Annotated in this window: 25 protein-coding genes; 15 read left to right on the forward strand and 10 right to left on the reverse strand. The window is 34.1% G+C overall.

Annotated elements, in window-relative coordinates:
* Window positions 1–169: 169 nt before the first annotated feature.
* Window positions 170–829 (forward strand): ribose-5-phosphate isomerase RpiA, encoded by a 660-nt coding sequence (rpiA, locus tag J3U24_RS10485; protein ID WP_065562002.1) that lies wholly within the window; start codon window positions 170–172, stop codon window positions 827–829.
* A gap of 70 nt (window positions 830–899) precedes the next feature.
* Entirely contained in the window at window positions 900–2141 is a 1242-nt protein-coding gene (gene serA, locus J3U24_RS10490) for a phosphoglycerate dehydrogenase (protein ID WP_065562001.1), read from the forward strand.
* A 178-nt stretch (window positions 2142–2319) separates the two neighbouring features.
* On the opposite strand, the gene srlR is transcribed toward serA, so the two are convergent.
* The 6 genes from srlR to srlA form a co-directional block, all read right to left on the reverse strand.
* On the reverse strand, window positions 2320–3099 hold the full coding sequence (srlR, locus tag J3U24_RS10495; RefSeq protein WP_065562000.1) for a glucitol operon DNA-binding transcriptional repressor SrlR: 780 nt from the start codon (window positions 3097–3099) through the stop codon (window positions 2320–2322).
* Between the two features lie 100 nt (window positions 3100–3199).
* Window positions 3200–3568 (reverse strand): transcriptional regulator GutM, encoded by a 369-nt coding sequence (locus J3U24_RS10500; RefSeq protein ID WP_267346999.1) that lies wholly within the window; start codon window positions 3566–3568, stop codon window positions 3200–3202.
* Between the two features lie 74 nt (window positions 3569–3642).
* A complete protein-coding gene (srlD, locus tag J3U24_RS10505; protein ID WP_065561998.1) occupies window positions 3643–4422 on the reverse strand; it encodes a sorbitol-6-phosphate dehydrogenase in 780 nt (259 codons plus the stop codon).
* 10 nt (window positions 4423–4432) lie between these two features.
* Window positions 4433–4801 (reverse strand): PTS glucitol/sorbitol transporter subunit IIA, encoded by a 369-nt coding sequence (locus J3U24_RS10510; protein WP_267337709.1) that lies wholly within the window; start codon window positions 4799–4801, stop codon window positions 4433–4435.
* A 95-nt stretch (window positions 4802–4896) separates the two neighbouring features.
* Window positions 4897–5886: a PTS glucitol/sorbitol transporter subunit IIB gene (locus J3U24_RS10515; protein WP_065561996.1), complete on the reverse strand. Its 990-nt coding sequence runs from the start codon at window positions 5884–5886 to the stop codon at window positions 4897–4899.
* Between the two features lie 31 nt (window positions 5887–5917).
* On the reverse strand, window positions 5918–6466 hold the full coding sequence (srlA, locus tag J3U24_RS10520; RefSeq protein WP_065561995.1) for a glucitol/sorbitol-specific PTS transporter subunit IIC: 549 nt from the start codon (window positions 6464–6466) through the stop codon (window positions 5918–5920).
* A 268-nt stretch (window positions 6467–6734) separates the two neighbouring features.
* Here srlA and J3U24_RS10525 point away from each other — a divergent pair, with 268 nt between their 5' ends.
* The 11 genes from J3U24_RS10525 to J3U24_RS10575 all read left to right on the forward strand — a co-directional run bounded on the left by J3U24_RS10525 (window position 6735) and on the right by J3U24_RS10575 (window position 17438).
* Complete coding sequence (locus tag J3U24_RS10525) at window positions 6735–7331, forward strand: Dps family protein (protein ID WP_081299444.1); 597 nt, start codon at window positions 6735–6737, stop codon at window positions 7329–7331.
* Window positions 7332–7410: 79 nt separating this feature from the next.
* Complete coding sequence (locus J3U24_RS10530) at window positions 7411–7959, forward strand: NADPH-dependent FMN reductase (RefSeq protein WP_065735025.1); 549 nt, start codon at window positions 7411–7413, stop codon at window positions 7957–7959.
* Window positions 7960–8028: 69 nt separating this feature from the next.
* On the forward strand, window positions 8029–8706 hold the full coding sequence (mutH, locus tag J3U24_RS10535) for a DNA mismatch repair endonuclease MutH (RefSeq protein WP_267337710.1): 678 nt from the start codon (window positions 8029–8031) through the stop codon (window positions 8704–8706).
* 214 nt (window positions 8707–8920) lie between these two features.
* The gene (locus tag J3U24_RS10540; RefSeq protein WP_065561992.1) at window positions 8921–9340 is read left to right on the forward strand and encodes a PTS sugar transporter subunit IIA; all 420 of its coding nucleotides are present in this window, start codon (window positions 8921–8923) and stop codon (window positions 9338–9340) included.
* Window positions 9341–9835, forward strand: coding sequence for a PTS system mannose/fructose/N-acetylgalactosamine-transporter subunit IIB (locus J3U24_RS10545; RefSeq protein ID WP_065561991.1), 495 nt, complete (start codon window positions 9341–9343; stop codon window positions 9833–9835).
* Window positions 9836–9859: 24 nt separating this feature from the next.
* Window positions 9860–10666, forward strand: coding sequence for a PTS mannose/fructose/sorbose transporter subunit IIC (locus J3U24_RS10550; RefSeq protein WP_065561990.1), 807 nt, complete (start codon window positions 9860–9862; stop codon window positions 10664–10666).
* A gap of 17 nt (window positions 10667–10683) precedes the next feature.
* A complete protein-coding gene (locus J3U24_RS10555) occupies window positions 10684–11520 on the forward strand; it encodes a mannose/fructose/sorbose PTS transporter subunit IID (RefSeq protein ID WP_065561989.1) in 837 nt (278 codons plus the stop codon).
* Between the two features lie 157 nt (window positions 11521–11677).
* Complete coding sequence (locus tag J3U24_RS10560) at window positions 11678–12922, forward strand: zinc-binding dehydrogenase (RefSeq protein ID WP_267337711.1); 1245 nt, start codon at window positions 11678–11680, stop codon at window positions 12920–12922.
* A 102-nt stretch (window positions 12923–13024) separates the two neighbouring features.
* Window positions 13025–13996, forward strand: coding sequence for a sugar-binding transcriptional regulator (locus J3U24_RS10565; RefSeq protein ID WP_065561987.1), 972 nt, complete (start codon window positions 13025–13027; stop codon window positions 13994–13996).
* 157 nt (window positions 13997–14153) lie between these two features.
* Window positions 14154–15566, forward strand: a complete 1413-nt coding sequence (locus tag J3U24_RS10570) for a glycoside hydrolase family 28 protein (protein ID WP_267337712.1) — start codon at window positions 14154–14156, stop codon at window positions 15564–15566.
* Window positions 15567–16184: 618 nt separating this feature from the next.
* The gene (locus J3U24_RS10575) at window positions 16185–17438 is read left to right on the forward strand and encodes a PTS ascorbate transporter subunit IIC (protein WP_267337713.1); all 1254 of its coding nucleotides are present in this window, start codon (window positions 16185–16187) and stop codon (window positions 17436–17438) included.
* A 41-nt stretch (window positions 17439–17479) separates the two neighbouring features.
* Here J3U24_RS10575 and argA read toward each other — a convergent pair whose 3' ends face one another.
* The 4 genes from argA to aroE form a co-directional block, all read right to left on the reverse strand.
* Window positions 17480–18808 (reverse strand): amino-acid N-acetyltransferase, encoded by a 1329-nt coding sequence (argA, locus tag J3U24_RS10580; protein WP_065735021.1) that lies wholly within the window; start codon window positions 18806–18808, stop codon window positions 17480–17482.
* A gap of 166 nt (window positions 18809–18974) precedes the next feature.
* A complete protein-coding gene (aroL, locus tag J3U24_RS10585; RefSeq protein WP_065561984.1) occupies window positions 18975–19490 on the reverse strand; it encodes a shikimate kinase AroL in 516 nt (171 codons plus the stop codon).
* A 201-nt stretch (window positions 19491–19691) separates the two neighbouring features.
* Window positions 19692–20045: a DUF1870 family protein gene (locus J3U24_RS10590; RefSeq protein WP_065561983.1), complete on the reverse strand. Its 354-nt coding sequence runs from the start codon at window positions 20043–20045 to the stop codon at window positions 19692–19694.
* A 133-nt stretch (window positions 20046–20178) separates the two neighbouring features.
* Window positions 20179–21009, reverse strand: a complete 831-nt coding sequence (gene aroE / locus J3U24_RS10595; protein WP_065735020.1) for a shikimate dehydrogenase — start codon at window positions 21007–21009, stop codon at window positions 20179–20181.
* 382 nt (window positions 21010–21391) lie between these two features.
* Between aroE and rpmB the strand changes: the two genes are divergently transcribed.
* The gene (gene rpmB, locus J3U24_RS10600) at window positions 21392–21628 is read left to right on the forward strand and encodes a 50S ribosomal protein L28 (RefSeq protein ID WP_025314527.1); all 237 of its coding nucleotides are present in this window, start codon (window positions 21392–21394) and stop codon (window positions 21626–21628) included.
* A gap of 15 nt (window positions 21629–21643) precedes the next feature.
* Window positions 21644–21811: a 50S ribosomal protein L33 gene (rpmG, locus tag J3U24_RS10605; protein WP_034884348.1), complete on the forward strand. Its 168-nt coding sequence runs from the start codon at window positions 21644–21646 to the stop codon at window positions 21809–21811.
* Window positions 21812–21885 lie beyond the last annotated feature (74 nt).

Genomic DNA, 21885 nt, shown 5'->3' on the forward strand with positions numbered 1-21885 from the left:
AAGCTATTTTAATTTTGCAAAAAATTTGAAATAGATCTAAAACCTTATAGATTTTCTTAAAATACTAATGATTTTTGCTTCCCAATTGGGTACTATGCCATATCTTAAACAATTTTGCTTTTAAAATTTTAATTTTTTGATCAAAATTATATTTACACACGGTGATATCATGACACAAGATGAACTAAAAAAAGCAGTAGGTTGGTCAGCCCTTAAATTTGTTAAACCAGATTCATTAGTAGGCGTAGGCACAGGTTCTACTGCGGCTCACTTTATTGATGCTCTTGCAACAATAAAAGATCAGATAAAAGGAACTGTCTCTAGTTCAGAAGCGTCAACCCAAAAATTAAAAAGCTATGGTATTCCAGTTTTAGACTGTAATGACGTTGATAGCTTAGATATTTATGTCGATGGAGCAGATGAAATTAATCATAATATGCAAATGATTAAAGGCGGAGGAGCCGCATTAACACGTGAAAAAATAGTATCGGCTCTGGCAAAACAATTTATCTGTATCGTTGATGAGTCAAAAGTGGTCGATGTTCTCGGGAAATTTCCACTTCCAGTAGAAGTCATTCCGATGGCCCGTTCTTATGTTGCTCGAGAATTATTCAAACTTGGCGGCAAACCTATCTACCGTCAAGGAGTGGTTACTGACAATGGCAATGTTATTTTAGATGTTCACGACCTTGTAATTGCAAAACCAATGGAATTAGAAGATAGGATTAATAGTATCGCCGGTGTAGTCACAGTAGGGTTATTCGCTAATAAAGGCGCGGATATCGCTTTGGTAGGCACGAGTTCTGGTGTGAAAGAAATAAAAAAATAATAAATTACTTTTTTTAATTAATAACTTTGCATGACAAATTGTTTTAAATATTAAAGATAGAGAGGAAGAAATGGTTGTTCAAGCGTTAACCAAAGATGAAAACAAGTTTCTGTTACTTGAAGGTGTCCACCCTAGCGCGATTGAAACACTTAAATCGGCAGGCTTTAACAACATTGAATATCATAAAGGTGCGCTATCCAAATCCGAACTTGAAGCGGCAATTAAAGATGCAAGATTTATTGGTATTCGCTCAAGAACACATTTAACAAAAGATATAATCGATGCTGCCCCAAAACTTGCAGGAATTGGTTGTTTCTGTATTGGAACCAATCAAGTTGAACTTGATGCTGCAACCGTTAAAGGAATTCCTGTTTTTAATGCACCGTTTTCTAATACGCGTTCTGTTGCAGAGCTAGTATTGGCTGAAGCGATTTTATTACTTCGCCGAGTACCTGAAGCTAATGCCAAAGCTCACCAGGGAAAATGGAACAAATTAGCCACAGGTTCTCATGAAGCGCGTGGTAAAAATTTAGGTATCATTGGTTATGGCCATATCGGTAGTCAATTAAGCGTATTGGCTGAATCATTAGGCATGAATGTTTATTTTTATGATATCGAAACTAAATTACCATTAGGCAATGCCAAACAAATTTCATCCATGAAAGAATTACTTGCCATGAGTGATATTGTAAGTATGCATGTTCCAGAAAACTCAACCACAATTAAAATGATTGGCAAATCAGAAATCGACATGATGAAATCAGGCTCTATATTGATTAATGCCTCTCGCGGTAGTGTGATTGATATTGAAGCCTTAACTCAAGCGTTGGAAAACAATAAACTTAGTGGTGCTGCTATTGACGTTTTCCCTAGTGAACCGGCAACTAATAGCGATCCATTCGAATCACCACTGTGTAAATTTGATAATGTCATTATTACCCCACATATCGGCGGTTCAACTACTGAAGCACAAGAAAATATCGGTATTGAAGTTGCAACCAAGTTGGCAAAATATTCTGATACAGGCGCAACACTTTCAGCGGTTAACTTCCCTGAAGCATCATTACCGATTCCGGCAAAAGGATCTAGCCGATTTATTAATATTCATCACAATCAACCGGGCGTGTTGACTGCAATAAATACGCTATTTGCAGAACAAGGTCTAAACATTTCAGCTCAGTATTTACAGACTGATTCTAAAATTGGTTATGTTGTGATTGATATTGATAGAGTAGAACAAAATAAAGCAGAAGAGTTATTAGTTAAACTAAAAAATGTCGCTGGTACAATTCGAGCAAGATTATTGTTCTAATCCACTTTGCTAAGGCGTTCGGGCAATTATTTCCATGTCCGAACGCATAATATTAGGTTTAGAAATTATTCGAGTGTTTCAGATAGATCGTTAATATCAAACCAATTTTAATAAAATTACCACTATTATTAACGTCAAAAACCCCGTTCCTCAACTTTTTTTATATTTTAATGTCTTTTTACTTATCTAAAGGTTTTACTTTTATAACTTTAATACCTTTTTGAATTAATGCGTCGTAATATTTATCATCTAAATTATTGTCTGTAATAATCGTATCAACTGATTCTATATCACAAACGACATTTGGGCTACGCCGCCCAAATTTAGTTGAGTCAACGAGTAAAATCAATTTTGCAGCGGCTTTACTCATCGCCACACTACCATGATAGCTTTCGTTGAATGTTGTCACACCACCAACTACATCAACACCATCAGCACCCATAAATAATTTATCAAAAGTATAAGATTCAAAGGCCGCAATTGCTGATGCATGATTACTATGGAAGGAGGCTGATTTTCGGCGAAATGTGCCACCTGTTAAAATAATGGTTTGATCGTTATCATTAGCTACCAGTTCATTAACCATATGTAAACTATTGGTCATAATAGTTAAATTATTAAACTGGGCTAACATTGGAATCATCTGTGCGACAGTACTGCCTGCATCGAAAATAATTGAATCACCTTCATGGATCAATTTAGCGGCTTCTTGAGCAATCGCTTTTTTAGCAGCAGTATTAATGTAGGTTTTATGATCAATAGCTCTGTCACCGATTTCTCGATTTAGCATTGCTCCACCATAAGTCCTTAAAACTAATCCACTCTCATTAAGTTGAGTAAGATCTTTCCTTATAGTGGTTCCAGTAGTCCGAAAATGTGCGACTAATTCATCTACACTAACCTGTCCATGATTTTGTAAATATTCTAAAATTGCGGTTTGCCTTTGTTTAACTTTCATGCCAAGATTCCATTATTTTCACAGTAAATAAGATCATTTACTTTGCAAGATAGTATACTTCAATATAAAAGAAAATACTTTTCAAAATAAAAGTTAAATACTATTTATTGCTCGCGGTTAACGCAACTGATAATGCACTTCGCGAAGCAGGATCGTTTGGGTAAATCGTTTCAGGTATAATCTCTTTTGCATTAAGTCCATGTAATTGAGGAATAGTCTTAGGTAATGCAAATACTGTAATGCCCTTCATTTTTACTGAATCAATTACATTTTGGTTTTCATCTAATGAGATAGCAATTAAGACTCTTGGCTTAAACCATTTAGTTTGACTACGACCAACCCCCAAATATCGCCCTTTTTTCATCGCTAAAAAGGCTTGATTAAATCGGCGAATTTGCAACCAACTAAATATGATTTGGACACACCAAGACATAAGCGCAAAAATAATTAAAGTTGTCGTCATGTTCATGGCTATCTCCATTAATAATTTAGGCTAAATAAAAATGCGAAAGTGATAACAAACACTTTCGCACTTTATTTTAATTAGAACATTACTTGGCCACCAGTAATATTAATTGATTGTCCAGTACAATATGAAGCCTTATCACTTGCATAAAATAATAAGACATTAAGCACATCTTGATAATCACAACCACGTTTAAGTGGCACCTTATCAATATAAACTTGCTCAACTTCGTTTTCTGGAATACCTAATTTTTTAGCGTATTGAGGAATTAATGATTGGAACATTGGTGATTTTAATAAATTACCTAACATTAATGAATTGACAGTAATACCATAATCTGCAAGATCAAGTGCTAATGATTGAGTTAAACCAACACCACCAAATTTAGCAGCACTATAACCAGAATTATGTTTACTACCAACTTTACCAGATTTTGAATTTATTTGAATAATTCGTCCAGCCGTTTTATGTTTGAGCATTAATTTAGCAAACTCGCGAGCACACAAAAAGTAACCAGTAAGATTAACATTTACTGATAATTGAAAATCGCTTAAAGCAAAGTTTGTAATAGGAGCTGCTTTAGCAACACCTGCACTATAAACCATTAAATCAGCTCGGTTAAATGTATTATCAACATCTTGTGCAAGTTTAATCACACTCTCTTCATTTGTTGCATCAACACCAAAGCCTTTTGCGGTACCGGCTCCATGTTTCTGATTGATAGCATCTGCTACTTTATTTGCATTTTCAATATTTAAATCAGCAACAGCTACATTATAACCAGCATCAGCAATCCCTTTACATAAAAACTCACCTAAAGTTTGTCCTCCACCTACAACAACTGCAACTTTTTTCATTCTTTGTTCCTTAATTAGTTAAAATTTTAATTTCATCACCCACAAAAAGTTGATTTGGAATGTCACCTTTTACATGGATAGTTCCCGGTAATTCTGCTTGGCTACTGCCGTCAAACCTTAATGTGATATGCCCTAATTCACGAAAATTGGTGCTAGCAACATCGCCAACGGAGGTAATTTGAAAAGTATGTTTGCCAATTTGAAATACTTGCCCTACTCGTAGATCTTGTTTTAAATCATCATGACTATGTACAAAACAGTAATCAGCTAAGTCTGATGGTGCGCCATTTTTAAATAGTATTAGCATGCCATCAGCCAATGCATCTGGGGCAAACTCACCAATTTGATTAATTTTTGATTGATAGATAACATTCGACATCGTTAACCTTCTTTAATTTTTAGTTGAAGCGAAATTTTCAAATTTCACTGTTTGCTAAAGAGGGATGATGTTCATCCCTAAATACTTAAATATGTCTATTGATAGATAAATAATGACACTGCCCAAGCGATTAATACGGTTGGTGCACCAGTTAAAAATCGACTTACTAGAACAGAAGGAACACCTACACGAACAGTATCTTGTTTTGCTTCTGCTAGTGATAAACCGACAGGGATAAAGTCACATGCAGCTTGAGCATTTATGGCAAACAATGCTGGTAGTGCTAAATGAGGTGGAATATTACCTAACCCAATTTGTACACCAACTAATGTACCGATAACTTGCGCGATTACCGCGCCAGGACCTAAGAACGGTGAAAGTAATGGGAAAGAACAAATTAATGCTAATATCACTAAACCAAGTGGATTATCTGCTAAAGGGACTAATCCATGGGCAATGAAGTCACCTAATCCAGATGCAATAATGATCCCGATTAAGGCTGAAACAAATGCCATGAAAGGTAAAATCGTTTTGAGAACAGTATCAATAGTATCTCGGCCAGCTTGGAAAAAAACTGCTACACCAGACCCCATACCGATACCAATTTTGGCTAATAAGCCATCACTTTGCTCAGTGATTTTTTTACTACTGTCATAATCTTTAAATTCTGACGCTTTAGTATTTGCTTGAGCTGTTTCTCCTACAACATCACCCTCTTTTTCAATTAGTTTGATATTATTTGGCTTAACAGCAGAAACATAAATGTCTTCGACAATATATTGTGCAAGTGGTCCTGATTTACCAGTTGCGTGGATGTTGATAGTTGGTATTCGATTTTTTGGATAAATACCACAACGGAGAGTACCACCACAGTCAATTACAGCAACGCCTATTTCGTCTTTTGGTGGTTCACCTTCTTTAAAACCATCAATTGCTTCCCAACCAGTTAGTTCAACTAAAGTATCGACTATTGCTGGTCTAGTACCAGCTGCAATGTAAACAATTTTTTTACCAGCAACGATTGGAAGCTCTAATGGACCACCCCAACCTGCTTCACCTTTTTCAATATGAATATATTTAGCCATTTTATTTTCCTTATATCGTGATAGATAATTGTTATAAATGAACTTTTCTATCTAGTTTAATTCCCATTTTTTTCTCAAAAATGGCTGTACAAAAGTCAGTAATCCAACCTCTAAAGAAGTTAGTAACTAAACCGACAAGGAAATAACTAACAGCTAATGGACCTAATGGTAAATTTAATGTAGTTAATCCAGCAGCAACCCCTAAATAAACAAAAAGTTCGCCAGGATTTACATGTGGAAATAAACCATTCATTGAGTGGCAGCTATAAGAGGATGCTGCATAATAGCTAGGTTTGTAAAACTCTGGCATAAAGCGACCTAAGCTTAGTGTCATCGGATTACAAAATACAAATGTACCAATTAAAGGAAGTAATAAATAACGTGAAACAGGGTTACCCGCACAAGCTTGAGCTAAACGTTCAATACGATCTTGTCCAATAAATTTAATGACCGCATTCATAACTACTAACAATGAAATTAATAAAGGTAAAATCGAGGTGACCATCCCGACTAACACTTTACCGCCTTCTTGGAATAAACCGATAAACCACTCGGCTCCAAATGAAATTGTATCAATCATATTTTCTCCTATTGATTTAAATTGCAAAGAAATATTAACAATTATGAAATCAAAAAAACTTTAACTGGATCACAATTTGAAATATTTTCTTTTATTTTGAAAGAAATATTTTAAACAATAGAAAAAAATAGGGTAATTAATCATTCATAGATAGTTGATATAGCAGTAATAGTTAAAAATAGCTCATTTTGATTGGACTTTAATAAAGAGTTGGCGTAATTTGGTGTTTGTTAAATAATCATTTAATTCACCTATAGGAGAATATTACATGGCTAAAAGTACTACTAAAAAAAGCACAACGGCTTCGAAATCATCAACAGCTCCAAAAGTTTTAAAAAATGTAAGTTCTGCCAAAAGATTACAGCAATCTGCAATTTTATTTCCAACTGATTTAGGCCAAAAAGCTTCAAAAGATATTTCTGGCGCAATGAACTCTGTATTAGCAGATGTGTTTGCTCTATATTTAAAAACAAAAAACTTCCACTGGCATGTCAGCGGTCCACATTTCCGTGATTATCATTTAATGTTAGATGACCATGGTGAAGAACTATTTGCAATGACAGATCCAATTGCTGAACGTGTACGTAAATTAGGTGGAACGACTTTACGTTCAATTGGTCATATTTCTAAATTACAAAGTATTTCAGACAACAATGCTGATTTTGTTGAACCATCAGATATGCTTGCTGAACTTTGTCAAGATAACATCAAACTTACAGAACGTATGCGCGTAGCACATGATATCTGTGACAAATATAACGATACCGCAACAGCTAGTTTAATTGAAGAGTGGATTGATCAAACTGAAAGACGCGCATGGTTCCTATTTGAAACAGGTCGTAGAATGGACTCATCAGGACACTAAAGCTCTGTGAAGTTCTGTAATTATCATAAATAAGAGACACTCATGGTGTCTCTTATTTTCAATTAAAGAGGAACCAAAAATGAGTAAAAAAATTGCAGTACTTGTTGGTAGTTTACGTAAAGATTCCTATAACTTAAAAGTAGCCAAAGTTTTTCAACAAATTGCGCCATCATCACTTTCACTAAATATCATCCAAATCGGTGATTTACCTTTATATAACGAAGATATTGATACTGATACACCGCCACAATCCTATAATCGTTTTCGCCAAGAAATTGCCAATTGTGATGGTGTGATTTTTGTTACACCAGAATACAATCGCGGATTACCCGCTGTCATAAAAAATGCACTTGATGTTGGATCACGCCCTTATGGTAAAAGTGTTTGGTCTAAAAAACCAGCTGCTGTGGTCTCTGTATCACAAGGCGCTATTGGTGGCTTTGGTGCAAATCATCATTTACGACAATCTTTAGTTTTTCTTGATATGCCTACCCTACAACAACCGGAAGCTTATATCGGTAATATTGGTACAGCTTTTGATGAAAGTGGCAATATTAACGAAAAAACCAAGTCTTTTCTTTCATCAATCATTGAAAGTTATGCTAAATGGGTTGAACAGCTAAGTTAATAATGATTTATTTTAATATCCACAACCAATATAATTGATTGTGGATATTATTAAATTTATTCGAAACAGATGCTAAACTTTCATCCTTCTAATGAACAAGAGTTATTGAATCGAGCAGAAATGGCAGCTGGCTATAGCTTTGCTGAGATAGCTCAATATGTCAATATTCCTATCCCTGCTAATCTTAATAAACAAAAAGGATGGGTAGGCAATCTGATTGAAACTTATCTTGGTGCGAATGCCGGCAGTAAAGCAGAACAAGACTTTTCTAATTTAGGCATTGAACTAAAAACAATTCCAGTCAATAAAGAAGGTAAACCATTAGAAACTACTTTTGTTAGTGTTATTCCTTTAATGGCTAATCACGGTGTGATTTGGGAAACCAGCCATGTTAAATACAAGCTTAGCAAAGTACTTTGGATCCCGATTGAAGGGGAAAGAAGTATACCTCTTGCAGAAAGAAAAGTTGGAAAACCAATACTTTGGACACCAACTTTAGAACAAGAGCAACAACTTAAACAAGATTGGCAAGAATTAATGGATATGATAGCACTTGGTCAAGTTGAAAAAATCACCGCGCGGTATGGCACCTATTTACAGATCAGACCTAAAGCTGCCAATGGAAAAGCTTTAACTGAAGCCATTGGTGAAAATGGCGAGATTATTTTAACTCGCCCAAGAGGGTTCTATCTTAAAAAGTCATTTACTTCACAAATCCTACAGAATTCCATTGATCATTTAAGTTAAGAAAAAATGATCATTTAATTTCTATCACCCTTATTTTTTTAGCCTTACAAAATACTCCTTTTTTCGTTAAGAAAAAAACCATTTCTTTTATTTTGCAAGAAAATCAAATCTACGTCACATTTTTGCACATTAGTGATTTACTTTGAGCATTTGTGCATATAAATTCATTTAAACATTTGTGAAGCAACAAGAGAATTTGTGAAAGAGGTGTGAGATGAACTTTATATTAGCGGGTCATGGAAACATTGCCGTGGAAATGAAAAATAGCATTGAAATGATAGCTGGGGAGTACCCAAATGTACGGGCTATCACTTTTCAATTAGGTGATGGTATTGAGACATTAAAAGACAAATATCTAAAAATTATTAATCAATCAACTGAGCAACCATTCATCATTATTACTGATATTTTTTCAGGTAGCCCTTATAACGCAGCAGCAATGTTGGCAATGCAATCAGAAAACATCGAAGTCATCAGTGGTTTATCCTTACCACTTTGTTTAGCGTTATTACATCTTGATTACTCCTCAATTAGCCTTGAAGAAACTTTTGAACAACTTAATGACATGAAATCCGATTTCATCAAATCTTTCAAAAAAATAGCTAAAAATATCGCTGAAGAAGAGGAACTTTAAATGATTATAAATTTAGTACGCATTGATGACCGTTTAATACATGGTCAAGTCACAACAGTTTGGACCAAAGAAGCAAAAGCAGAAAGAATCATTGTTGTTAGTGATGAAGTTGCTAATGACGAAATCCGAGCCACATTAGTTAAACAAGCTGCACCTCCTGGAATTAAAGTTTCTGTTGTGAGTATTGAAAAAGCGGCAGCGGTTTATAAAAACCCAAAATATGAAAACGATACCGTGTTTTATCTTTTTACCAATCCAACCGATATTCTGCGATTAATCGAACAAGGTGTACCAATTAAGAGTATCAATATTGGTGGTATGTCTTTCAAAGCAGGTAAAAAGCAGATTACTAAAGCGGTGTCAGTGGATGAAAACGATGTATCGGCATTTAGAAAGATGCATGAGATGGGAGTTGATCTTTGCTTAAAAGTGGTAATTACCGATCCTAACGTCGATTTTATCAAGCTGCTTGAACAAGAATTCCCTATTAATTAATAGGAATAAACAAGGAGGCAAAAAATGGAAATTTCATTATTTCAAATTGTATTAATATTCATCTTCTCTTGTATAGCAGGTATGGGAAGTGTGCTTGATGAGTTTCAAACTCATCGCCCATTAATTGCCTGTACCGTCATAGGCTTAATATTAGGTGATATAAAAACAGGTATCATTTTAGGTGGTACGCTTGAATTGATTGCATTAGGCTGGATGAATATTGGTGCGGCACAATCACCTGATTCAGCACTGGCTAGTGTTATATCCGCGATATTAGTTGTAGTAGGTAAACAAGATATTCAAACTGGAATCGCAATCGCCCTCCCCGTTGCAGCAGCGGGTCAAGTTCTAACGGTATTTGCAAGAACAATCACGGTTGTCTTCCAACATGAAGCTGATAATGCCGCAGAAAAAGTTCAATTCAAAAAAATAGAACTTTTACATTATAGCGCGCTTTTTGTACAAGCTTTACGAGTAGCAATACCGGCAACATTGGTCGCCATTTATGTTGATGCCAATACCGTTAACACCTTATTAAGCATGTTGCCAGATATTGTTACTGGTGGTCTTGCTGTTGCGGGTGGATTTATTGTGGTAGTTGGTTATGCAATGGTATTAAACATGATGATGGTTAAATATTTAGCACCTTTCTTCTATTTAGGCTTTGTTCTTGGAGGTTACTTAAACTTCAGTTTACTCTCATTCGGTATTTTAGGCGTTATTTTTGCCACCATTTATGTCCAATTAAATTCAAAGTTTAACACGACTAAAAATAGCGAAAAAAGTATTGTGGCAAATTCAATCATTGCTGATGATGAGTTAGACGATTAATAAATAAGGATTCTATTATGAAAGAAATGTTAAATACCATTCAAAAGAAAGATATTGTTAGTACATTTATTCGATCTAATTTTCAACAAGCATCTTTCAACTATGAACGAATTCATGCCTTAGCTTTCTGTGTGGATATGATTCCTACAATCAAACGAGTATACAAAACCAAAGAGGAGCAACGTGAAGCATTAAAAAGACATCTAACGTTTTTCAATACGACTCCAGCAATGTGTGGACCCGTTATAGGCGTTACCATGGCAATGGAAGAAGCTAGAGCAAATGGTGCTGATATCTCTGATGGCACAATTAACAGTTTAAAAGTTGGTTTAATGGGACCGTTAGCGGGAGTGGGTGATCCATTAGTATGGGGAACCTTACGTCCAATAACTGCAGCGCTTGGGGCATCACTAGCACTAACCGGAAATATAGCTGGGCCATTACTGTTTTTTATCTTATTTAACTTAATTCGACTTGCCATGAAATGGTATGGATTAACGTATGGATTATCTAAAGGAATCGGAATTGTTAAAGATCTTTCAGGTAATATTCTTCCAAAATTAACAGAAGGCGCAACAATTTTAGGCCTATTTATCATGGGTGTCTTAGTCACAAAATGGACCTCCATAAATGTCCCACTTATTGTATCCCAAACGACCGGCATGAATGGAGAAGAGGTCATTATGACAGTACAAGGCATTCTCAATGACCTTGTACCAGGATTATTGCCATTAGCGTTAACACTTTTGATGATGAAATTGTTAAGGAAAAAAGTCAGTCCAATAATTTTAATCTTTGCATTATTTGCGGTAGGTATTATTGGCTATGGTTTAGGTATTCTTGCTAAAGGTTAAAGCGTTAAAGAAATAAAAAATTGACCGTTGAAAATGAATAAAAAGGTTTAAAGCAATTACCGAGAACTTTATTAATAGTAATTTGATTTCTTGAAATAAAAATGCTTTAAACCTTTTCCTAAATAAATTTAACCAAATTAGAGAATTAGAGGAATATATGAAAACTCAAGCAGTTAGACTGTATGGAAAAAATGATTTGCGATTGGAGTCATTTGAACTTCCTGAAATTACTGATGATGAAATTCTAGTTACAGTCATTGTAGATAGTATGTGTATGTCTTCATTAAAATTAGTCAATCAAGGTGAAAATCATAAAAAAACGCCACCTGATTTAAAAAATAATCCCATTATTATTGGGCACGAGTGCTGCGGCGAAATTATAAAAGTTGGAAAAAAATGGCAACATAAATTCAAACCAGGACAAAAATATGTTGTTCAGGCCAATTTACAACTTTCTGATAGCCCATATTGCGTAGGTTATTCTTATCCTTATACTGGTGGTTGTGCAACTTACATGATAATTAACCATGATGTACTAAAACAAGACTGTTTGATTCCTTATGATGGACAAACTTATTTCGAAGGTGCGTTAATTGAACCGTTGTCGTGTATCATTGGGGCATTCAATGCTAATTTTCATTTAAAGCCAAATAGTTATGAACATATTATGGGCATAAAGCCTAATGGTAATCTGATTATTTTAGGTGGTACGGGCCCTATGGGTATGCTAGCAATAGATTATGCATTAGGGGGACCCATCGCACCTAAAAAGGTTGTCGTAACTGGTCGTAGCAAAGAGAAAATAGAACATCTAAAAAACCTTTATCAATCTCGTAATGGTATTGAATTAGAATTTGTGGATATTTCTAATGTCGATGATCAAGCGAAATTATTAAAAGATAAATCCACCACAGGAAGTTTTGATGATGTTTTTGTTTTTTTACCTTCTCAAGAGTTAATTCAACTCGCCTCTCAACTATTAGCGATTGACGGTTGCCTTAACTTTTTTGCTGGACCCCAAGATAAAAACTTTTCGGCTGAAATTAACTTCTACGATGTTCATTATAACTTTACCCATATCGTTGGCACTTCAGGCGGTAATACTAATGATATGAGAGAAGCGGTGAAACTAATCGAATCAGGTTCGGTAGATGTGGCAAAAATCGTAACTCACATTATGGGTATAGACCAAGCAAGTAAAGTCACTCAAATACAGGATCAGATTAAAGGTGGAAAAAAATTAGTTTATACCCACAAAAAGTTTGATCTTAAATGCATAGAATCATTAGATAAAAATGCGGATGATATTACTTTACAAAAAATACTCTCTAAAAATAATGGTATTTGGTCAAAAGAAGCTGAAGATTATGTTTTAAATTATTTTCCTGATATTGATTCTTGATTTATACTTTATTCAAATCAAGATGACATTTATTTGTGACATCTTGATTTGAATAAAAATATGGAGTTTTTTAATAACTAAAGATAATAAGATAACGCTACTATGATTAATCAAAATTTTAGCAACGACGAGTTTGAACAGCATAAGATGTTAATTAAGATTGCTCAATTGTATTATGAAGAAAATAAAACACAGTCCGAAATAGCAAAAATAGTTAACATACATCGCTCAAGCATTAGTCGAATGTTAAAAACAATACGCGAGCTAGGCATTGTTTCAATTTCGATTAATTATAATCTGTTACCTGATATAGCGTTAGAAGAAAAAATTTGTAATAAATATCATTTAAAACAAGTCATTGTTGTACCCGTCAACACTGATATAGACAATGAAAGTAAAAATCAGATTGTTTGTAATGTGGCAGCAAGTGTCTTACTCAAAAATATTACCGATAATGATGTGATTGGTGTGTCCTGGGGACGCTCGATCAATTATATTGTGAATAGTTTAAAAAATGATAATGCTACATTTGAAAATGTTACCATCGTACCAATGATTGGTGGCCCCTCTGGCAAGATCGAAACAAAATACCACGTAAATAATATAGCTTGTAAACTTTCCGATAAACTTAAAAGTAAAGCAATATTAATTGATTACCCCGCTATCGTTGATACCGCTAATTTAAAAACTGAAATTGAAAAAACTCAACACATGAAAGAACTCAATGATTGGTGGAATAAGATCACAGTTGCTTTATTTAGTATTGGTTGTCCAGCTATATCCAAAAGCTCAATTTGGTATGGTTTTTATGGTGAACTTTTTCAAAAAATTACTAACAGAAAAATTGTCGGCGACATTTTATCGCGATTTTATGACAAAAATGGTAAAGAATTACAAACGCCATTCCATGATCAAATTATTGGCGTGACGTTAGAAAATTTAAAAAAAATCCCTCTAAAAATATGTGCAAGTGGCGACGCTGAAAAACTTAACAGTTTAATCGCTGCATTAAATGCAAATTATATTGATGTATTAGTCATTAGTGATGAAATGGCAAATCAATTAGTTAATTGATCTCATAAAAAAGCCGACACTTACGTAAATTAAAACGTCATTTCAATTTTTATAAATTATTTTTTAAATTTGTGACTCTATTAACAGATTCTTAGACTATTAACCTAGATAATCATTTTTATACTTCATCTTTTTTATTCTTCATTAAGGAAAAAACATGTATCGTTTAATTATAAAAAATGGATTATCTATTAGTTTACTCACCCTTACCGCTAGTTTCGCTGTGATAGCTTCACCACCATTTGTTCCAGTTACTTTGGACAAACTTAATATTCCTAATAAACAATGTAATGTCAGAGATTATGGCGCTGAAGCAACAGGCATTTGGTATGATACAAAAGCATTTCAAACCGCTATTAATGATTGTGCGCAAAATGGCGGTGGTAAAATTATTGTTCCTGCGGGTTATTACCTATCTGAACCTCTATTTTTAAAAAGTAATATTGAATTTCATTTAGAAAAAGGGGCGGTAGTACAAGCTTCAGCAGAGGAAAGTGCATATCATCCTTCAGAAGAACAAAAAAAATGGTCATCATCAGCTGAATCATTACCACTAACAAAACAATGGATTGGGTTTATTAATATTGCAGAAGAAAAAAATATTGCTATCACCGGTGAAGGAATTATTGATGGACAAGGTTCAACGCTTTTAGAAAAATACCGCGCCGAGACTCGTCAAGCCGGAAAAAAGGGACCAACAAATCGCCCACGTCTACTTTTATTTAAAAACGCTAACAATATTTTAGTTGAAGGCGTCACAATACAAAATTCGCCAAGTTTTCATATTGTTTTTAAAAATGTGGAAGATATTACAATTAATAAAACAACAATATCCGCTCCAGCTTGGTGGCAAAACACGGATGCCATTGATCCAATGGATAGTAGAAGAGTCAGTATTACAAAAAACACAATAAGTGTGGGTGATGACCATGTTGCCATTAAATCAACTGTAAACAACCTTAGCCATGATTTTTATATTGCAGATAATAACTTTATGCTCGGTCGTGGATTATCTATTGGTTCAGAAACATATGGCGGTGTGAGCAATTTACTGGCAGAAAATAATACCTTTACCGATGCGATGTATGGTATTCGAATCAAATCGCCAAGAGGCAAAGGTGGTGAAGTTAAAGATATTGAGTATAACAATACAACAATGGTCAATGTAAAAACGCCAATTGTTTTGTCAGCTTATTATAAAGGCGGCCCAACAACAAAAGATGCAAAAATTAAAGCGTTGCAAGAAGGTGAATTTGCTGGTGGATTTATGTTAGGCGATCAGATTTATCCTGCGGATACTGAACAACCAAAAGAGCATAAACAAACCCCATACTTCAATAACATTAGCTTCAATAATCTTACTGTAAAAGGTAAAAGTAATTACGCTGGTTTTATTATTGGAACACCAGAAAAGCCATTCAATAATATTAGATTTTCAAACATCAATATTGAAGCGGAAAACGGTTTTAAAATTCGTAACGCATCAGTTGAGTTTAGTCACACTAAAATTAATGTAGAAAAAGGATCAGATATTATAAAAGAAAAAGGAAGTCATATTACTCATCAATAATAATTTGGTGGCTCAGATTTGAGCTAATAAAAAATTCACAAACTAGAGCGTTACCAATTGAAACTGTCAAACCGACAAACAAAACAGGTAACGCTTATATTTCTGACTCAAAATTAACGCAATAAATAGTCTTATTAAATTTACTTGAAGAACTACAGAATAGTTCATTGATCTTCGCTAAAAAGTGCATTATCTATCATTAATTTCCGTGAAATCAATACCGACTAAGCGCAAGCAAGATATCACGCTTTTGTTCATTATGCTGTTTTTTAAATTTTCTTTTTACCACAACGTGATCTCTCATTAATCGTTTTGACTTTAAAAGCTCGCCTCTAAAATGATTTTTATCCGTTCAATGTAAATTAAGTAATTCAATATAGAACTCAAAACTTAATGAAATGGTATAGACTCCTCAATTATTTTTACAAATAAACGTCAATCAACCCAGAAAATCATCAACTAAAAAGTTTAATTAATGTTCCATAATCAAGATCAATAATTTGCTACCAATTGATTATTTGCATATTTCATTTGTTAATTTGTGATCCAAAACACAATTTGGAACGCTGTTTTAATTATAATGATCTTTGGTTTTGTTATTAAATTTGGAGCAAAAACATGGATCTTTTTCTAAATATATTTGGTCAGCCTGCTATCATTATTGCATTAGTTGCGTTCATAGGATTGGTACTACAGAGAGCAAAACTTTCTAAAATTATTACTGGCACCCTACTTTCATTTATTGGTTTTGTGTTAATTAAAACGGGTGGAAAAATCTTAGGTGGCGTGTTAATTATGTTCAGTAACATGTTTACTCATGCATTTGGAATGCATGGGGTCGTACCAAGTAATGAAGCCATTACCGCATTGACGATGGAATCACTTGGTACTAGTGCCGCCTTTATCCTCTTTTTTGCGATGATAATTAATCTACTATTAGCAAGATTTACCCGCTTTAAATCGATTTATTTATCATTGCATTTAGTGCTATTCATGGCATTTTCATTTACCGCAGTTTTACAAGGTATGGGCTATAATGGCTATATCATTGTTGCAACTGGCGCAATGATTATTGGCCTTTATATGGCGATATTTCCAACTTTACTCTCTAAATTTAGCCGTACAATAATAGGGAATAATAATTATTGTATTGCCCATGCTGGTACAGTTTCATACTTATTAGGTTCCTATTTAGGTAAATGGCTAGGAAATAAAAAAAATGATATCGAAAAGATTAAAATAAATGATCGTTTTAGCTTTTTAAGGCAATCAGATGTTGCGACTTTTATTACCATGTTTGTTTTACTATGCTTATCCGGTGCTTTTTCATCCGCTGAGTATTTGAAAGAGATACTCAAAAACAATACGTTTATTATTTTTGCGTTGGAACAATCAGCTATTTTTGCCGGAGGACTCTATATTGCCAAAAAAGGGGTCGCTATTTTTACTGAAGAAATCATCCCAGCTTTTAAAGGATTTGCCCAAGTTGTCGCACCTGGTTGTGTACCGGCGGTCGATCCAATGGTGTTATTTGATAAAGCACCAAATTGTGTATTAGTTGGTTTTATTGTGAGTTTCTTTACTGAAATAGCTTGTGTGGTTGTTTTCCCTTTTATTGGTTTACCTATTATCATTCCCGGAATTATGGCAAGCTTCATCACTGGTGGAACAGCAGCAATATTTGGTAACTCAACAGGTGGAGCAAGAGGAGCGGTTATTGCCTCTTTCGTTAATGGTTTACTTTTATGTGTGTTGCCAGCCCTCGCATTACCTCTCTTTAAATTTTTAGGTGTTGAAGGTGTAACCTTTGCTGATCCTGATTTCACATCCTTATCGTTAATCACTGAATTTATTGTTAAGCTATTTAGTTAATCAAAAAGTCCGTTGCTATAACGGACTTTTTCTCGATAAATTTAAATTAAATCAAACATTAATATTTTTGAGTTTCTTTGATAATTATAGAGTTGTTTCTTTTTAATTGGTAGATCATCCACTTCAGCTGGATTAAAACCTTTTTCACGAAACCAATGAATGCTTCGAGTGGTAAGCACAAAGATTTTTTCTAATCCTAAATTATTAGCACTTTCTGAAATTTTTTCTAATAATAAATCACCGCGTGATGAGTTTCTATATTGCGGATGAATCGCCAAACAAGCCATTTCACCCATTTTTTCTTCTGGATAAGGGTAAAGCGCAGCACAGCCAATTGTCATATTATCACGTTCAATAATAGTGAACTTATCAATTTCCATCTCTAATTGTTCTCGTGAACGTTTAACTAAGATACCCTGCTCTTCAAGTGGTCGAATCAGCTCCAATATCCCACCTATATCATTGATTGTTGCCAAGCGAACTTGCTCTGAATGTTCCATTGCAACTTGTGTACCAATACCATCGCGAGAAAACAGTTCTTGCAAAATAGAGCCATCTACTAAATAGCTAACTAAATGGCTACGGCGGACGCCATTACGACATGCTTTGGATGCCGCACGCAAAAAACGAGCCTCACTAGATAGGTGTTTACCACATTCTTCTTTGCGATTAACATAATTATCAGCATCCACTGGGAACAGATCAGTTATTACATGATTTTGTTCATCAAGCACACCTTGTTCTGCACAAAAACTGATTAGTTTATCGGCTTTAAGTCGAATAGCTACTTCGGCTGCAACATCTTCTGACGATAAATTGAAACTTTCACCTGTAACTGACACACCTACAGGACCTAATAGTACAATCGAACCACGATTTAATTGCTCATCTATTGCTTCGTTATTAATTCGACGTATTTTACCTGTATGGCAATAATCAACACCATCATCAACACCTAATGGTTGTGCTATAACAAAATTACCACTAACCACATTAATATGTGCGCCTTGCAAAGGTGTATTATTTAAGCTCATTGATAAGCTGGCGGTAATATTAAGTTGTAATAACCCTGTTACCTGTTTAACTACATCTAGAGTTGGGCCATCTGTGATCCGAGTATTTTTATGGTATTTAGGTTTAATATTATGATTTTTCAGTGATTCATCTATTTGGTTACGCGCACCATTAACAATGACCAGTTTAATACCCAAGCTATGTAATAAACCAATGTCACTAATGATACTTGCATAATTATTACTTTTTAAAACTGCACCAGTTAATAAAATAACGAATGTTTTGCCTTGATGTGCATTAATATAAGGTACTGAATGCCTTAAACCATCAACGAGTTCAGTTGTTCTTTCTTTCATCGCACCACCATCCAAAATGAATATTTATTCATATTTTTTGTATTTTTATTTATTTTTTATCCAATGGCAAGTCTTTTTTGAAAAATTCAAGAACATAAAATAGATAAAACTATTTTATAAAAATAGCTTAGCGAATAGTTAATGGAAGATAATGAAAGAAGTAGAGTTAATGATTTTTCAGTTTTTCAATCATTTGATTTAGAATTAAATTTTCATCTTGATCAACATCTACAATATGATGAGCAGCATCATGATATAAAGGTAAACGTTCAGCAAGAACTTTCTCCATTTCGTCAGAAATTGATAAACCCGTTAATGATGGTCGTTGAGCAATATTAGGATCTTTCATCAAACGAGCTGCTAATATTTCAGCAGGTGCAGATAGAAATATGACAACACCATTTTGCTTCATAAACTGTCGATTTTTCTCAGCTAATACCATACCGCCACCAGTTGCAATAACGCGATTTGGCTTAGCGGTATCAATAAGGACTTGGCTTTCTCTAGCACGAAAACCTTCCCAACCTTCTTTTTCTACAATCTCAGCAACCGTTTTTTGAGTGGTTTCAAGTAAATGACAATCTGTATCGATAAAAGAAAATGATAACTCTTTGGCTAACATTTTACCCATTGTTGTTTTGCCAGCAGCTCTTGCGCCAACTAAAAAAATTATTTTTTTCATTTTGGGCCCTTCTTGATATACAGATCTTAAAATAAGTTATTTATGTATGCTAGTGATTCATTTTTATTTTTGCAATATTTTTTTACAATTTGATTTTATTATCCATATGATTTAATGAATAATAATATCCAAAAAAGTGTAAATAATTTAATGCAATTTACCTAGCATTCTTTAAACATAATCTAGCGTTGAGCATAACAATCAACACAACTTTTCTAAACCTCTAAAATAAAGTTCAGTAGCAATCGATTGATGCAATCGCCATTGAATCACATCTAATTCAGGATTCACTTTTTTAAACTCTTGGTATGTCATGAAATATCGAATGGTATTACTTCCAACACGATCATTAATACTATTGATAATCAGTTTTATTTTTTCACTACGAAGATTTTTTAATTCTTTCATTGTAGTTGCGACATTTTCAGGAACCGGTAAAACTCCGTTTTCCCAATCATGCCAAGTTTTTACGTCCGTTTTACCGATATACTCACTTGCCTCTGATACTTTTAGCATCAGAAAACGGCGAAATGCTTGTAACTCTAAATTAGTCATAAATACTCCCTTTTAATCACATTTTAAATTTATTAATCACTTTAACAATCTTAGTCGATTTAATAAATTTTTAAGATGAAGATTAAATATTCAGTCACCATCCCAATTGAATGAGATGGTTAATTTTTAGCTTTTATTTACCTGATAAAGCATCAATCACAGCTTGTTTTGCCCTATCTGAAAGCTCTTTTCCTGTCCAAATTTTAAATTGAGCATTTGCTTGACCAATAAACATCTCACGTCCAGAAATCGATTCCCATCCTGCTTTTTCAGCTTCTTGTCTAAACTTCGTGTTATATGGTGTATACACAATATCGTAAGCTATGCCTTTACCTTTAAACCATGCTTGTTCATAAGGCGTTTGATCTTCAAATTTACCTTGCATACCTAATGGAGTAGAGTTGACAATAATTTGTGCTTCAACTTTATCTCTATCTGCCCAAGCTACCGTTTTAAGATTAAATTCTTTAGCTAATGCTTCGGGTAAATCAGTGACAATATCGGTAACTGTTATATCACTATATCCAAGATCTTGTAATCCAACAACCGCCGCACGTGCTGCACCGCCCGCCCCAAGTATTAACACTTTTTTATATTCAGCTGGTAATTTTTTTTGCGCTAGTGGTTGCATAAAACCAATAATATCGGTGTTATCGCCACAAAGCTTATCACCATCCCAATAAACTAAATTAGCTGCACCCGCTTTTTTAACATGATCAGTGACTTCATCTAAATAAGGAATAATAGTTTGTTTGTGAGGGATCGTAACGCACAAACCACGGATATTTAGTAATCGTACTGATTTAAAAAGTGTCGCAATTTCCTCTGGTGGTGTAGGAAAAGGTACAAGTACGGCAGGAATACCATAATCTTGGAAAGATGTAGTATGAATAAGTGGGCTCATACTATGCCCCAAAGGATAACCGATAATGCCATAAATGCTATATGGCGTAAACTGACTCATACTATCTCCTTGAAAGTAAATAAATTCAGACTAATAGATGAAATTTAAAATCCATAGTATTAAAACACAGTTATTATAAGATTAAATCGTTTTATATTGAACAAAAACAATCTAAATTATGAGATAATTATTTCGTCATAATAATGAATTTAGAATTATTAATCTTTTTCAATTAAAAACTTATTTTTAAGCTTAGATAAGATAATGCTTGAGAATTTACCTGTAAAAGCGTATACTTCGCTACCTCATTATTATGGGTGTAGTGTGAGAGGTTAGACTGCTTCTCAAATAGAACTGCAGCAAACTAAAAGCCTGACGAGGTTAATTCCATTAACATATTACGCCCAAGGCTTAAGCATAGAAATTTCGGAGAATTATTGACATGTCACGAGTATGCCAAGTAACAGGAAAAGGTCCTTTAGTGGGAAATAATCGTTCTCATGCGATGAATGCTACTAAACGTCGTTTTCTACCAAATCTTCAAACTCACCGTTTTTGGGTTGAGAGTGAAAAACGTTTTGTAAAATTACGTATATCTGCTAAAGGTATGCGAACTATCGATAAAAAGGGTATTGATGCAGTTTTAGCTGAACTTCGTGCCCGTGGTGAAAAGTACTAATAAGGAAACCATATCATGGCTAAAGGTGTACGTGAGAAAATTAGATTAGTTTCTTCTGCTGGTACCGGTCATTTTTATACCACTAGCAAAAATAAAAGAACAATGCCTGAAAAAATGGAGATCAAAAAATACGATCCTGTTGTTCGTCAGCACGTTGTTTATAAAGAAGCTAAAATTAAGTAATTTTACTTTTAAATAAAAAACCCAGCTTAGCTGGGTTTTTTTATATCTATGTTTGTGATAATTAGATTAAATTC

The sequence above is a fragment of the Gilliamella sp. B2785 genome (genome assembly GCF_026537005.1).
Taxonomy (GTDB): domain Bacteria; phylum Pseudomonadota; class Gammaproteobacteria; order Enterobacterales; family Orbaceae; genus Gilliamella; species Gilliamella apicola_E.

Excerpts from the sequence above, each read along its gene's own strand:
- rpiA (WP_065562002.1), top strand. The coding sequence starts at position 170 with ATGACACAAGATGAACTAAAAAAAGCAGTAGGTTGGTCAGCCCTTAAA.
- serA (WP_065562001.1), top strand. The coding sequence starts at position 900 with ATGGTTGTTCAAGCGTTAACCAAAGATGAAAACAAGTTTCTGTTACTT.
- srlR (WP_065562000.1), bottom strand. The coding sequence starts at position 3,099 with ATGAAAGTTAAACAAAGGCAAACCGCAATTTTAGAATATTTACAAAAT.
- J3U24_RS10500 (WP_267346999.1), bottom strand. The coding sequence starts at position 3,568 with ATGAACATGACGACAACTTTAATTATTTTTGCGCTTATGTCTTGGTGT.
- srlD (WP_065561998.1), bottom strand. The coding sequence starts at position 4,422 with ATGAAAAAAGTTGCAGTTGTTGTAGGTGGAGGACAAACTTTAGGTGAG.
- J3U24_RS10510 (WP_267337709.1), bottom strand. The coding sequence starts at position 4,801 with ATGTCGAATGTTATCTATCAATCAAAAATTAATCAAATTGGTGAGTTT.
- J3U24_RS10515 (WP_065561996.1), bottom strand. The coding sequence starts at position 5,886 with ATGGCTAAATATATTCATATTGAAAAAGGTGAAGCAGGTTGGGGTGGT.
- srlA (WP_065561995.1), bottom strand. The coding sequence starts at position 6,466 with ATGATTGATACAATTTCATTTGGAGCCGAGTGGTTTATCGGTTTATTC.
- J3U24_RS10525 (WP_081299444.1), top strand. The coding sequence starts at position 6,735 with ATGGCTAAAAGTACTACTAAAAAAAGCACAACGGCTTCGAAATCATCA.
- J3U24_RS10530 (WP_065735025.1), top strand. The coding sequence starts at position 7,411 with ATGAGTAAAAAAATTGCAGTACTTGTTGGTAGTTTACGTAAAGATTCC.
- mutH (WP_267337710.1), top strand. The coding sequence starts at position 8,029 with ATGCTAAACTTTCATCCTTCTAATGAACAAGAGTTATTGAATCGAGCA.
- J3U24_RS10540 (WP_065561992.1), top strand. The coding sequence starts at position 8,921 with ATGAACTTTATATTAGCGGGTCATGGAAACATTGCCGTGGAAATGAAA.
- J3U24_RS10545 (WP_065561991.1), top strand. The coding sequence starts at position 9,341 with ATGATTATAAATTTAGTACGCATTGATGACCGTTTAATACATGGTCAA.
- J3U24_RS10550 (WP_065561990.1), top strand. The coding sequence starts at position 9,860 with ATGGAAATTTCATTATTTCAAATTGTATTAATATTCATCTTCTCTTGT.
- J3U24_RS10555 (WP_065561989.1), top strand. The coding sequence starts at position 10,684 with ATGAAAGAAATGTTAAATACCATTCAAAAGAAAGATATTGTTAGTACA.
- J3U24_RS10560 (WP_267337711.1), top strand. The coding sequence starts at position 11,678 with ATGAAAACTCAAGCAGTTAGACTGTATGGAAAAAATGATTTGCGATTG.
- J3U24_RS10565 (WP_065561987.1), top strand. The coding sequence starts at position 13,025 with ATGATTAATCAAAATTTTAGCAACGACGAGTTTGAACAGCATAAGATG.
- J3U24_RS10570 (WP_267337712.1), top strand. The coding sequence starts at position 14,154 with ATGTATCGTTTAATTATAAAAAATGGATTATCTATTAGTTTACTCACC.
- J3U24_RS10575 (WP_267337713.1), top strand. The coding sequence starts at position 16,185 with ATGGATCTTTTTCTAAATATATTTGGTCAGCCTGCTATCATTATTGCA.
- argA (WP_065735021.1), bottom strand. The coding sequence starts at position 18,808 with ATGAAAGAAAGAACAACTGAACTCGTTGATGGTTTAAGGCATTCAGTA.
- aroL (WP_065561984.1), bottom strand. The coding sequence starts at position 19,490 with ATGAAAAAAATAATTTTTTTAGTTGGCGCAAGAGCTGCTGGCAAAACA.
- J3U24_RS10590 (WP_065561983.1), bottom strand. The coding sequence starts at position 20,045 with ATGACTAATTTAGAGTTACAAGCATTTCGCCGTTTTCTGATGCTAAAA.
- aroE (WP_065735020.1), bottom strand. The coding sequence starts at position 21,009 with ATGAGTCAGTTTACGCCATATAGCATTTATGGCATTATCGGTTATCCT.
- rpmB (WP_025314527.1), top strand. The coding sequence starts at position 21,392 with ATGTCACGAGTATGCCAAGTAACAGGAAAAGGTCCTTTAGTGGGAAAT.
- rpmG (WP_034884348.1), top strand. The coding sequence starts at position 21,644 with ATGGCTAAAGGTGTACGTGAGAAAATTAGATTAGTTTCTTCTGCTGGT.